Below are 12,323 nucleotides of genomic sequence, written 5' to 3'. Positions count from 1 at the left end.
CGCGCCTCAAGCCGTCTCGGCGAACAGTTCGCGGCCGATCAGCATGCGGCGGATTTCGCTCGTGCCCGCGCCGATTTCATAGAGCTTCGCATCGCGCCACAGACGGCCGACCGGATATTCGTTGATGTAGCCGTTGCCCCCGAGCACCTGAATCGCTTCGCCGGCCATCCACGTCGCTTTTTCGGCGGTGTAGAGAATGACGCCCGCGCAGTCCTTGCGCACTTGCCGCACGTGGTCCGAGCCGAGCGTATCGAGCTGACGGCCGACGGCGTAAAGATACGCGCGGCACGCTTGCAGCGTCGAGTACATGTCCGCGACCTTCCCCTGAATGAGCTGGAATTCGCCGATCGCCTGACCGAACTGCTTGCGATCGTGGATGTACGGCACGACCGCGTCCATGCACGCGAGCATGATGCCGGTCGGCCCGCCCGCGAGCACCGCGCGCTCGTAGTCGAGGCCGCTCATCAGCACTTTCGTGCCGCCGTTCAGTTGACCGAGAATGTTCTCCTTCGGCACTTCGACGTTCTCGAACACGAGTTCGCCGGTATGCGAGCCGCGCATGCCGAGCTTGTCGAGCTTCTGCGCAACCGAAAAGCCTTTCATGCCCTTCTCGACGATGAACGCCGTGATGCCGCGCGGACCGGCTTCGATGTCCGTCTTCGCGTACACGACGAGCGTGTCGCAATCCGGCCCGTTGGTGATCCACATCTTGGTGCCGTTGAGCACGTAGTGATCGCCCTTTTCCTCGGCGCGCAGCTTCATGCTGACGACGTCGGAACCGGCGTTCGGCTCGCTCATCGCAAGTGCGCCGATATGCTCGCCGGACACGAGCTTCGGCAGATACTTGCGCTTTTGCGCCTCGGTGCCATTGCGATGAATCTGGTTCACGCACAGATTCGAATGCGCGCCGTACGACAACCCGACCGACGCCGACGCCCGCGAAATCTCTTCCATCGCGACCATGTGCGCCGTATAGCCCATGTTCGCGCCGCCGTATTCCTCGGAGACCGTCATGCCGAGCACGCCGAGATCGCCGAATTTCTTCCAGAGGTCCATCGGGAACTGATCGCTGTGATCGATCTCGCCCGCGCGCGGCGCGATTTCCTTCGCTGCGAAATTAGCGAGCGAGTCGCGCAACATGTCGATGTCTTCGCCCAACGCGAAATTCAGGCCGGGTACGTTGCTCATGGGTCGTCTCCTCCAGATGCGATGTTTTCGGTGCGTCCTGAAATATGAGCCTCACTCACACAGAACCACAAACCACGGAATGGGGCAATTTCACGCTCAAATCGCCTAGCCGTCAATAGATTTTTGAGCTACGCTCACATTTATTTCCCCACGTTTCCCGCCAATGTCGACGCAAACCACCGCCACCGGCCGCCGCGCGCCCGCCGGCGTCAAATCGCAGCAGCGCGTGAAGGACATCCTGCAGGCGGGGCGCGACGTCTTCGCCGAGAAAGGCTACGACGCCGCGACGAGCGCCGAGATCGCGCAGCGCGCGGGCATTTCGGAAGCGACGGTGTTCAGCTATTTCAGCGGCAAGCGCGAGTTGTGCGCGCGCGTCATCGCGGATTGGTACGACGAAATCATCGATGCGTTCGAGAGCGGCCTCCCGCGCGACGGCTCCGTGCGGCAGCAGTTCGCGTTCATCGTCAGAACGCACATGCGGCTGATGCTGATGAACGGCACCGGGTTGTGCGCGCTCGTGCTGTCGGAAGGCCGCACGAAGCAGCACGATCTCTCCGACACGCTGACCGAGCTGCAACGCCGCTACACCGCGCCGCTGATGGACGTGCTCGCGCGCGGCCAGGCGCTCGGCCACGTGCGCGCCGACATGCCGTTGCGTCTGTTGCGCTCGCTCGTTTTCGGGCCGATGGAGCACGTCCTGTGGGACGCGACGCTCGCGAAGCGCCGCCTGAGTCAGACTCAGATCGAGACGACGGCGAACGAATTGGTGGAAGTATTGTGGGCGGCGCTGCAGCCGCCGAACGCGCAACTGGCGGCGCTCGCGCAGTTCCGGCAGGACGTCGAGGAAGCGTCGCGGCGCTTCGAAGCGAGCGCCGCGCGCGAGAAACCTACTTCTTGACGAAGCGCAGCGCGAGCCGCGCGAGTTTCGGCACGGTCGTCGGACGCAGCAGGCGCGCGTCGTAACCGCCCATGCGGCGATCATTTTCGGCGAGACACAGTTCGATCAGCGAGCGAACCGATACATCGCCCGCGACCGAATCGCCGACATTCGCCGGAAAGTTCGCATCCTGCGCCGCGCCGCTCTTGTCGAAGCCGCGCGCGAGCGAGATGCGGTCGCGAATCAGCGAAATCCACACGCTCGCGGTCTTGATCAGGAACCACGGCTTGCGATACCAAGGCAGACTCCGCCGATACCACGCGACCCAGTTCGCGAAAAACAGGATGTGCCGCGCCTCTTCCTGAATCACCGGCTCGAAGGTTTCGACGAGTTCCTCGGGAAAGTAACCCGATTGTCGCGCCGCCTCGAATAGGCCGAACGCGAAAAAACTGTCGATGCACTCGCTGTAACCCGTGAGCATCCACGCGCGCAATGCATCGTCGGGAGCGGGATACGGCGGTTCGGGCGCGAGCTCGATGCCATATGCCTCGACGAGCTTCGACAGCACCAGCTTGTGCCGCGCTTCCTCGCCGCCGTTCATGCGCAAGGCTTCGCGCAATTGCGGATCGCCGACGGTGCCCGCGTAGGTCGCGACGCGGATCGACGCGCGCCCTTCCGTCTGCACCGCGATATCCCAGATCGGCAGCGACGTCACGCGCTTCAACGCCGCGGGATCGAGCTTCGGCCAGTCGATGACGGCCGGCTTGTACGGATTGTGCGTCGTCAGCAACATCTCGCAGAACATGCGCTTGTGCAGGTCCGAACCGATCGGAATCTTCCCCGTCGACCGGTACGTCCAGTTGCGCATCGCATGATCTGCTTCCACCGGGTTGAGCGTGTCGGACATATTCGAATATTGGCCGCCGAATGGGTAGGTCCTGCGGATTTTGGCATACAGGACGCTGACTCGCAGCATCATGCGCGCATTTTCGCCTATCGCGAGATTTTCTCCAGCGCGAGATCGCGCGTTCGCGGGCCCATGAAACCGATCGCGGCCATCACGATCAGCATCGCCGACGCGATGAACACGAACACGCCCGTCGTCCCGAAACCCTTCAGCACGCCCGCGATGATGAACGACGTGAAAATCGCCGAGAAACGGCTCCACGAATACACGAAACCGACGGCGCGCGCGCGGATGCTCGTCGGAAAGAGTTCGGTCTGATACGCGTGATAGCTGTACGACATGATGTTCGCGGAGAGCGTGAGGCCGACGCCCATCGCGATCAGAAACGCCGGGTTGCCCGACTGGCTGAAGGCCAGCCCGCAGACGATGTTGAGCGCGGCCATCGCGACGATCGCGGTCTTGCGCTCGATCCTGTCGGCAATGGCGAGCCCGATGATCGGTCCGACCGGCGCGGCGATCGCAATGATGCTCGAATACATCAGGCTCGACGTCACCGTGATGCCCTGCTTGACCAGCAGCGTCGGCACCCAGTTGGCGAAGCCGTAAAAACCGACCGTCTGGAATATGTTGAAGATGATCATCATCGCGGCGCGCTTGCCGTAGGGCGGCTTCCACATGTCGGCGAACGCGCCGCGCCGCTCCGCTGTCTCGACGGCGGGTTCGGGCGGCGGCAGCGGCTTGCCGTATTCGCGCGCGACTTTCTCTTCGAGCGCGCGCATCACGCGATCGGCTTCGTCGAGGCGTCCTTTCTGCGCGAGCCAGCGCGGGCTTTCGGGCAGTGTGCGGCGAATCCACCAGACGAAGAGCGCCCCGTGCGCGCCGATGATGACGACCCAGCGCCAGCCGTCGATGCCGAAGGGCGCGCGCGGCACGAGCAGATAGGCGAGAAACGCGACCACCGGCACCGCCATGAAACCAACCGCCTGCTCGCACGCGAACGCGCGCCCGCGGATGTGTTTCGGCGCGAGTTCGGAGATATACGTGCCGATCGTCACCAGTTCCACCCCGATGCCCACGCCCGCGACGAAGCGCCAGATGTTCAGGCCGGTCGCCGTGTCCTGGAACGCCATGACGAGGTTGGCGCCGGTGTACCAGAGCAGCGAATACGTGAAGATCGCGCGCCGTCCGAAGCGGTCGGCGAGAAATCCGCAGGCGATCGTGCCGATGAAAAGCCCCGCGAACAGCGACGCGATAAAGCTCGCGACGCCCGTCATGCCGAAAAGTCCGCTGGTCGTCGGCGTGAGAATGCCGCTTTTGACGAGACCCGGTGCGACGTATCCGGAATACAGCAGATCGTAGAGCTCGAAGAAGAAACCGAGGCTCAAAAGGACGATGAGCGTCCAGACGGAGCGCGTGGCGGGCAGACGATCGAGCCGGGCGGAAATGCTGCCGGCGGTGACGGGAAGCGCCTGTGCGTGTGCGCTGCGGGGTGTTGCCATCGGGGTGTCTCCTCATGAGGCGGGGTGCGCCGCGCGGCATCGCTGGCGCGGCGCGGTCGGACGAGGGACGAATTTTAACCGGGTGGGTAACATGAGCTGGAGTTGAATCCCGTCGCCTCGTGCGTCACAACGATCGCCATCGGACTGCCGGGGTTCCGGAAGAACCATCCGCTCAGCCCCCGATACGAAGAAAAGCTCTAAAGCCCCGCTATCCGGGCTTTTACTAGCTCCCGAACTATTTTGGCTTGGTAACCTTCTGCCGATTCTGAACGGACACGATCCGCGGAATATCATGCTCTGGCGCCCAACGACGCGCCGGACGTCCGGTACGAGACCTTCCGGGCTGAACTGACCACCTTCTGGAGTTAAAACAGTGAAGAAACTGCTCGCGGCACTGACGATGTCCCTTCTCGCCGCCACGTCGCTCACCGCCGTCACGCCGGCGCTTGCGAAGGACTATTCGACGATCCGTTTCGGCGTCGACGCAAGCTATCCCCCGTTCGAGTCGAAGGGTTCCGACGGCAAGCTGGTCGGTTTCGACATCGATCTCGGCAATGAGATCTGCGCGCGCCTGAAGGCAAAGTGCGTGTGGGTGGAAAACGACTTCGACGGCATGATTCCCGCGCTCAAGGCGAAGAAGTTCGACGGCGTGCTTTCCTCGATGTCGATGACACCGCAACGCGCCGAGCAGATCGCCTTCTCGAGCAAGCTCTTCAACACGCCGACGCGCCTCGTCGCGAAAAAGGGCAGCAACATCCTGCCGACGGCCGAAAGCCTGAAGGGCAAGAACGTGGGCGTCGAACAGGGCACGATCCAGGAAACCTACGCCAAGACCTACTGGGCGCCGAAGGGCGTGACGGTCACGCCGTACCAGAACCAGGACCAGGTCTATGCCGATCTGATCTCGGGCCGCCTGGACGCCGCGCTGCAAGACGCGGTGCAGGCTGAAATCGGCTTCCTGAAGACGCCGCGCGGCGCGGGCTACGACTTCGCCGGTCAAAACATCGACGATCCGAAGACGCTCGGCAACGGCGCGGGCATCGGTCTGCGCAAGGAAGACACCGATCTCAAGGCGAAGATCGACAAGGCTATCGCCGACATCATCAAGGACGGCACCTACAAGAAGCTCGAAAAGAAGTACTTCGACTTCGACGTGTACGGCAGCTAAGCCGCTCGCCACAAGCCACACCGGCTGACGAACGGGCTCCGCGCTCAAGGGCGCGGAGCCCGTTTGCTTTTCGGACAGCGGTTTCGGCGGCCGATTTCCGCTAAGATCGAACGTTCGAGACAGCGCCGACGGAAGGAGACGCCGCGGCGCGGAGCACTTTTCCGAGGCAAGACCGCGCACTCGCCTGCGCGCGACCAACATGCAAACCAGAACTCATTCCCTGATCTCGCCGACGCTCGGCACTTCCCGCAACATCACGAGTTTTCACTACGGCCCCGGCGGCGGCCAGAAAATCTACGTCCAGTCGTCGCTGCACGCGGACGAACTGCCCGGCATGCTCGTCGCATGGCGTCTGCGCCGCCAGCTCGCCGAATTCGAAGCGGCGGGCAAGCTGCGCGGCGAAGTCGTCATCGTGCCGGTGCCGAATCCGATCGGCCTGTCGCAACATCTGCACGGCACGCTGATGGGCCGCTTCGAGACCAACAGCGGCCACAACTTCAACCGCAATTTCCACGATCTCGCCGCGCTGATCGCGCCGCGCATCGAAGCGCGCCTCGGCAAGGACGCCGGCGCGAACAAGCTCGCCGTGCGCGCCGCGATGAAAGAAGCGCTCGACGAGCAGACGCCGCACACCGAGCTCGAATCGCAACGCCTCGCGCTGCAAAAGCTTTCCTTCGACGCCGATGTCGTGCTCGATCTGCACTGCGATCTCGACGCCGCGCTGCATCTCTACACCAATCCGGACATCTGGGACGAAGTCGAGCCGCTCGCGCGCTATCTCGATGCAAGAGCGTCGTTGCTCGCGCTGAATTCGGTCGGCAATCCGTTCGACGAAATCCACAGCTTCTGCTGGTCGGATTTGCGCCAGCGTTACGGCGAGCGCTTCCCGATTCCGAATGGCGGCATTTCGGTGACGGTCGAACTGCGCAGCCAGCACGACGTGTCCTACGAACTCGCGGATAAAGACGCGCAGGCCATCGTCAACTATCTGATCCACCGCGGCGTGATCGACGCGCCCGTGCCCGAGCAGCCGCCGCTCGCGTATCCGGCGACGCCGCTCGCGGGCGCGGAGCCGATCGTCGCGCCGGCGTCGGGCGTGCTCGTGTTTCGCGCGCAAGTGGGCGCGTTCATCGAAGCGGGCGAGCCGATCGCCGATATCGTCGATCCGCTCACCGATGTCGTCACCACGCTCAAGTGCACGACCTCCGGCGTGATGTACGCGCGGCATATCACGCGCTTCGCGACGGCCGGGCTGGAAGTGGCGCGCATTGCGGGCGCGAAGGCCTATCGCACGGGCTCGCTGCTGTCGGCGTAAGCGTTTCGCGGCGGATCAGAACGGCGCGAGACAACATTGCGCCGCGACGATCTTCCACGCGCCGCCAATGTCACCCCACGTTCGCGTGTAGCGCAAGCTGCCCGCGAACGGCGCGCCCGCGAACGTTCCCGAAAGCGCCACGCGCGTGACCGTCACGGCAAACGCGCCGTACACGCGCACGCTCTGATCCTCGACGTCCAGTTTCTCGATGCGCTGCATGCCGTAACGATGCCCGTTGAGATCGTCGGACTTCGTCCAGACCTTGCCGGTCGCATCGACGAAACTGAGGTCGTCGGCCAATAGCGCATCGAGTGCGTCCACGTCCGATGCCAGCATCGCCTTCTTCAGGCGCTCCTCCAGTTCGCGGATTCCTTGCTCGTCCATGTTTTCGCTCGCGGTGACGGAACCGAGAGCATCGCATCGGACGCGCCGAATACACAAGCGCCGATATTTCGCCATCCCTGTTGCACACGCGACACACCGCAAGGCGGCTGAAAGCACTGTCACATTTCTTTCTTTAGCGCCCGCTACATTTGCGCCCGTCGAACGCCACGCGCCATCAGAGCGCGACGCACTGCAGACACCGTCAACAACCACACCGCGAACCATCATACGGAGCTTGTTTTGAAGAAGAATCTCTTGGCGACCGCCGCGCTCGCCACCTTTGCCGCCCTCGCCGCCACGTCCGCGCAAGCGCAAGCGCAAAGCAGCGTAACGCTCTACGGCATCATCGACGCCGGCATCAGCTACGTGAACAACAGCACGCAAACCGCGACGCGCGCGGGCGATAAGCTCTTCAAGTACGACGACGGCGTCGCGCAAGGCAGCCGTTGGGGCCTGAAGGGTTCGGAAGACCTGGGTGGCGGCCTGAAGGCGATCTTCACGTTGGAGAACGGCTTCAATAGCGGCACCGGCACGCTCGGCCAGGGCGGCGCGCTGTTCGGCCGTCAGGCATACGTCGGTCTCGCGAAGAACGACGTCGGCTCGCTGACCTTCGGCCGTCAATATTCGTTCTCGACCGATTACCTCGGCAGCAACTATTCGATCGGCGGCCAGACGCTCGCGGGCAACTACGCGTATCACATGAACGACGTCGACCAGCTGACGTCGAGCCGCATCAACAACGCGGTCAAGTTCAGCAGCGCGAGCTTCTACGGCGTGACGTTCGGCGCGATGTACGGCTTCTCGAACCAGGCAGGCGCGTTCGCGGGCACGCCCAACACGACCGTCGGCACGACCACGACGGCGGGTTCGTCGCGCGCGTACAGCTTCGGCCTGAACTACAAGGCGGGTCCGTTCGGCATCGGCGCGGCGTACACCGACATCCGCTATCCGGCGGCATCGACGCCCGCGTTCAGCACGGCCGTCGCGAACATCCAGACGATGGGCACCGCGAACGCCGGCAAGGATCTGCGCACGTTCGGCGTCGGCGCGAACTACGCGTTCGGCGCGGCGACCGTGTTCGGCCTGTGGACCAACACGCTGTTCGAGCCGATCAACGGCGCGAGCTCCAAGCTCAACGCGTTCGATATCGGCGGCAAGTACAGCTTCACGTCGGCGCTGTCGGCCGGCCTCGGCTACTCGTACCTGAACATGACGGGCAACTCGAGCGGCCACTGGAACCAGGTCGACGCGAGCGTCGACTACGCGCTTTCCAAGCGCACCGATGTGTACGTGCTCGGCATCTATCAGAAGGCTTCGGGTTCGAACCGCGGCGTCGAGAATCAGGCGTCGATCGGTTCGTCGTCGTCGAGCTACTTCGGCACGTCGGGTCTGGGCGAAGACGATCAGCTTGCGTTCCGCATCGGCATCCGCCACAAGTTCTGAGCTTGCTTGCTGAGTTGACATGAGATCGGGCCGCCAGACGTATCGGGCGGCCCGATTTGTTTACCTCTTGTCGGACTTCTTGCCGACGGCCTTGTTATAGCGCTCGATGTACTCGTCCATCAGCTTGCGGATCGCGCGGCCGATCTGCATATAGTCGCTCTCGTTCAGGTTCGCGAGCGACACGCGCCCCGACGGATGCTGCGTGCCGAAGCCGCGCCCCGGCAGCAGCACGACACGCGCTTCTTTCGCGAGCCTGAAGAGCATCTCCGAAGGTTCCGTGTTCTTGATGACCCAGTCGACCAGTTCGCGGCCGTGCCTGCGCTCGCCGAGATATTCGATATCGAGGATCGTGTAGTAGTCGACCTCGTTCTTGTCCTCTTCTTCGAGCGCGATGCCGATCTCGCGATACAGCGCCTGCTTGCGGCTGCGGATCAGGCGCTTCAACGCGTTCTTGTACGCGTCGGGCGTGTCCATCAGCGAGAAGAGCGAGAACAGCACCATCTGCACCTGCTGCGGCGTCGACAATCCCGCCGTGTGATTCAGCGCGACGGTACGGCTGTCCGCAACCAGCCGGTCGATGAACTTGAGCTTGTCGGGCTCCGTCGTGATCGATTCGTAGCGTTCGTGAAGCTCCGCCCGTTTGTCCTTCGGCAGCGCGGCGAGCTGCTTGTCGAGCACGTTGTCGCGATGCGTCGCGATCGCGCCGAGACGCCAGCCGGTCGCGCCGAAATACTTGGAATACGAATAAACGAGGATCGTGTTCTTCGGGCACAACGCGAAGAGCGACACGAAATCGTCGGCGAAGGTGCCGTAGACGTCGTCGGTCAGAAGGATCAGATCGGGCCGCTCCTTCACGATCTCCGCGATGTATTCGAGGCTTTCGTCGTCCATCTTCACCGATGGCGGATTGCTCGGATTCACGAGGAAAAACGCCTTCACTTTCGGATCGCGCAGCTTGTCGAGCTCGGCCTTCGAGTATTGCCAGCCGCGGGCGACGTCCGCCTCCAGATTGACGACCTTCAGCTTGTAATCGTTCAGGCGCGGAATCTCGATGTACGGCGTGAAGATCGGGGTGCCGAGCGCGATCGTGTCGCCGGGCGCGATCAGGAAGTTCTCGCGCATCGTGTTGAAGATGTAGGTCATCGCGGCGGTGCCGCCTTCGACCGCGAAGACATCGAATTCGCCGACGAACGGATGCTTGCCGATCATCTCGCGCCGCAGATATTGCGCGACGATCTGCTCCGACAGCTTCAGCATGCGGTCCGGCACGGGATAGTTCGATCCGAGGATGCCTTCGCACATCTCATAGAGAAAGTCGCCCGCGTTCAGGCCGAGCTGATCGCGCACGTACGACACCGCGCCCGCAAGAAACGCGATGCCCGGCACGCCCTTGTTCTCGCGCGCGAAAATCTCGAAGCGCTCTTCGAGCCCTTCGCGCTTCGGAAAACCGCCGACGCCTTCCGGCATGTACGCGAACGAGCGCTCGGACTCGCGCATCGCGAAGAGGCCGAGTTGCCAGAAACCATGACGCGGTATCGTCGCGAGAAAGTTCGGATTGCCGCGCCCCGCATTGAGCATCGCGAGATTGGCCGGACGCTCGACCGCCCCGCCGCCCGCCGCCTTGATGAGCTCGTCCTTCAGCTCGAACGGGCTGAGCGCCGCCATGCCGGCGCGGTCGTTGGAACCCGATTTATCGGACTTTGCCATCCAACACCTCCAGAATTGATGATGGAAACAATGCGGCAGGAAGACCGCGTCACGTCAGCAGCATCACGATGACCATGCCCCAGATCGTAAGCAGCGTATTGCCGACCGCGTACGTCACCGTGTAGCCGAGGCCCGGCACCTGGCTCTTCGCGGCGTCGCAGATCATGCCGAGCGCGGCGGTGGTCGTGCGCGCGCCGGCGCAGATGCCGAGCAGGATCGCGGGATGAAACTTGAACACGTACTTCGCGATGTACATGCCGATGATGAGCGGCACCGCCGACGCGAAAATGCCCCACAGAAAGAGACTCACGCCGAGCTTCTGCAAGCCCGCGACGAAGCCCGGCCCCGCCGAAATCCCCACGACCGCGATAAAGACGTTCAGGCCGACTGAGTTCATGAACCAGATCGTCGGCGACGGAATGCGGCCGAACGTCGGATGGATCGCGCGCAGCCAGCCGAACACGATGCCCGCGATGAGCGCGCCGCCCGCCGTCGACAGCGTGAGCGGAATCGCGCCGACATGCAGCACGAGCGCGCCGATCAACGCGCCGAGCGTGATCGCGAGGCCGACGAACGCCATGTCGGCGGCGTCGGTCGGACGGTCGAGCACGCCGATCGCCTTCGCCGCCGCCGACGTGTCCTGCGTCCGGCCGACGAGCGTGATCGTGTCGCCGCGATGCAGCTTCGTGCTCGGCAGAATCGGTATCTGCGTTTCGGTCGCGCCGCGCTTGATCTTGCGCAGAAACACGCCGCGCGACGCGGGCATATGCGCGAGCTCCTGCAGCGTCTTGCCGTCGACGGCCTTGCTCGTCACGTAGATATCGACGCCTTCGATCGGCACGGCGAGCAGTTCGGCGTCGTCCACTTCGGTCGCGACGCCGCCGAGCAGATCGACGAGCAGCTCGCGCCGCCCGGAGACCGCGACGACATCGCCCGGTTGCAGCACGTCGTCGATCTTCGCTTCCTGAATGGTTCCGCCGCGCCGAATCCGCTCGATGAAGAGCCGCGCGCCTTCCGGCTCCAGCGCTTCGGCCTGCGCGACCGACATGCCCGCCGCGCGCCCGTGCTCCGCCACGCGATACGCGCGCAGTTCGAACTTGTGCCACGCCTGCCCCGCGCCGCCGAGATCGCCGCCGCCGCCGAGCGTCGCCTCGTATTCCTTGCAGGCCGCGACGAGGTCGATGTTGAGCAGCTTCGGCCCGAGCATCGCGAGAATCAGCGCGGAGCCGATCGTCCCGAAGATATAGGTCACGGCGTAGGCGGTCGGCATCGCGTCGAGCAGCGCCTTCGCCTGATCCGGCGGCAGGCCGAGCCGGTTGATGGCGTCGGTGGCAAGGCCCATCGAAGCGGAAATCGTCTGCGAGCCCGCGAACAGGCCCGCCGCCGAGCCGACGTCATAACCCGCGATCTTCGCCGCCGCGTAAGGCGCCGCGAGGCACAGCACGCACTGGATGACGGAGAAGATCGCCTGCGGCAAACCGTCTTTCGCGATGCCGCGCACGAACTGCGGACCGACGCCGTAACCGACGGCGAACAGGAACATCAGAAAGAAGACCGATTTGACGTTCGACGAAATGCTGATGCCTAGTTGCCCGATGGCGATGGCCGCGAGCAAGGTCGCCGTCACGGCGCCGAGGCTGAAGCCGCGAAAGCTTTTTCCGCCGACCCAATAGCCGACGCCGAGCGACAGAAAGATGGCGATTTCAGGATAACTGCGCAGTGTTGCCGTAAGCCAGGACATAGGCACTCCTTTGCGGTATGAGCCGCTCGCACATCAGCGATGAAGGGAATGAATGATCCGAACGCCAGCAATACACTATTTGGTGCAGCTTTGA

Annotated in this window: 10 protein-coding genes; 4 read left to right on the top strand and 6 right to left on the bottom strand. The window is 63.5% G+C overall.

Annotated elements, in window-relative coordinates:
* Nucleotides 1-6 precede the first annotated feature (6 nt).
* A complete protein-coding gene (locus tag NCR93_RS15345) occupies nucleotides 7-1,188 on the bottom strand; it encodes an isovaleryl-CoA dehydrogenase (protein ID WP_062603797.1) in 1,182 nt (393 codons plus the stop codon).
* 163 nt (nucleotides 1,189-1,351) lie between these two features.
* On the opposite strand from NCR93_RS15345, the gene NCR93_RS15340 reads away from it, so the two are divergent.
* The gene (locus tag NCR93_RS15340) at nucleotides 1,352-2,086 is read left to right on the top strand and encodes a TetR/AcrR family transcriptional regulator (protein ID WP_008353774.1); all 735 of its coding nucleotides are present in this window, start codon (nucleotides 1,352-1,354) and stop codon (nucleotides 2,084-2,086) included.
* On the opposite strand, the gene NCR93_RS15335 is transcribed toward NCR93_RS15340, so the two are convergent.
* Both NCR93_RS15335 and NCR93_RS15330 read right to left on the bottom strand, forming a co-directional pair.
* A complete protein-coding gene (locus NCR93_RS15335) occupies nucleotides 2,076-2,972 on the bottom strand; it encodes a ferritin-like domain-containing protein (RefSeq protein ID WP_008353775.1) in 897 nt (298 codons plus the stop codon). The genes NCR93_RS15340 and NCR93_RS15335 overlap by 11 nt on opposite strands.
* Nucleotides 2,973-3,058: 86 nt before the next feature.
* Nucleotides 3,059-4,471, bottom strand: coding sequence for an MFS transporter (locus NCR93_RS15330; protein WP_175979143.1), 1,413 nt, complete (start codon nucleotides 4,469-4,471; stop codon nucleotides 3,059-3,061).
* Between the two features lie 373 nt (nucleotides 4,472-4,844).
* On the opposite strand from NCR93_RS15330, the gene NCR93_RS15325 reads away from it, so the two are divergent.
* On the top strand, nucleotides 4,845-5,639 hold the full coding sequence (locus NCR93_RS15325; protein ID WP_008353777.1) for an ABC transporter substrate-binding protein: 795 nt from the start codon (nucleotides 4,845-4,847) through the stop codon (nucleotides 5,637-5,639).
* A 199-nt stretch (nucleotides 5,640-5,838) separates the two neighbouring features.
* Complete coding sequence (locus tag NCR93_RS15320; protein ID WP_175979142.1) at nucleotides 5,839-6,954, top strand: succinylglutamate desuccinylase/aspartoacylase family protein; 1,116 nt, start codon at nucleotides 5,839-5,841, stop codon at nucleotides 6,952-6,954.
* 15 nt (nucleotides 6,955-6,969) lie between these two features.
* On the opposite strand, the gene NCR93_RS15315 is transcribed toward NCR93_RS15320, so the two are convergent.
* Nucleotides 6,970-7,338 carry a nuclear transport factor 2 family protein gene (locus NCR93_RS15315; protein ID WP_175979141.1) on the bottom strand — a complete coding sequence of 123 codons (369 nt, stop codon included), beginning with the start codon at nucleotides 7,336-7,338 and terminating at the stop codon, nucleotides 6,970-6,972.
* A gap of 240 nt (nucleotides 7,339-7,578) precedes the next feature.
* On the opposite strand from NCR93_RS15315, the gene NCR93_RS15310 reads away from it, so the two are divergent.
* A complete protein-coding gene (locus tag NCR93_RS15310) occupies nucleotides 7,579-8,781 on the top strand; it encodes a porin (RefSeq protein ID WP_175979140.1) in 1,203 nt (400 codons plus the stop codon).
* Between the two features lie 60 nt (nucleotides 8,782-8,841).
* On the opposite strand, the gene NCR93_RS15305 is transcribed toward NCR93_RS15310, so the two are convergent.
* Nucleotides 8,842-10,488 carry a bifunctional aspartate transaminase/aspartate 4-decarboxylase gene (locus NCR93_RS15305; RefSeq protein ID WP_008353781.1) on the bottom strand — a complete coding sequence of 549 codons (1,647 nt, stop codon included), beginning with the start codon at nucleotides 10,486-10,488 and terminating at the stop codon, nucleotides 8,842-8,844.
* Nucleotides 10,489-10,537: 49 nt separating this feature from the next.
* Nucleotides 10,538-12,229, bottom strand: a complete 1,692-nt coding sequence (aspT, locus tag NCR93_RS15300) for an aspartate-alanine antiporter (RefSeq protein ID WP_175979139.1) — start codon at nucleotides 12,227-12,229, stop codon at nucleotides 10,538-10,540.
* Nucleotides 12,230-12,323: the final 94 nt, after the last annotated feature.

The sequence above is a fragment of the Caballeronia sp. ATUFL_F1_KS39 genome, from assembly GCF_023630985.1.
Classification (GTDB): domain Bacteria; phylum Pseudomonadota; class Gammaproteobacteria; order Burkholderiales; family Burkholderiaceae; genus Caballeronia; species Caballeronia zhejiangensis.
Note: the sequence above shows the minus strand (reverse complement) of the source record. Positions and strands in the feature narration are given on the sequence as shown.

Coding starts and splice junctions, on each gene's coding strand:
- aspT (WP_175979139.1), bottom strand. CDS start 12,229: ATGTCCTGGCTTACGGCAACACTGCGCAGTTATCCTGAAATCGCCATC.
- NCR93_RS15340 (WP_008353774.1), top strand. CDS start 1,352: ATGTCGACGCAAACCACCGCCACCGGCCGCCGCGCGCCCGCCGGCGTC.
- NCR93_RS15335 (WP_008353775.1), bottom strand. CDS start 2,972: ATGTCCGACACGCTCAACCCGGTGGAAGCAGATCATGCGATGCGCAAC.
- NCR93_RS15345 (WP_062603797.1), bottom strand. CDS start 1,188: ATGAGCAACGTACCCGGCCTGAATTTCGCGTTGGGCGAAGACATCGAC.
- NCR93_RS15320 (WP_175979142.1), top strand. CDS start 5,839: ATGCAAACCAGAACTCATTCCCTGATCTCGCCGACGCTCGGCACTTCC.
- NCR93_RS15305 (WP_008353781.1), bottom strand. CDS start 10,488: ATGGCAAAGTCCGATAAATCGGGTTCCAACGACCGCGCCGGCATGGCG.
- NCR93_RS15315 (WP_175979141.1), bottom strand. CDS start 7,338: ATGGACGAGCAAGGAATCCGCGAACTGGAGGAGCGCCTGAAGAAGGCG.
- NCR93_RS15330 (WP_175979143.1), bottom strand. CDS start 4,471: ATGGCAACACCCCGCAGCGCACACGCACAGGCGCTTCCCGTCACCGCC.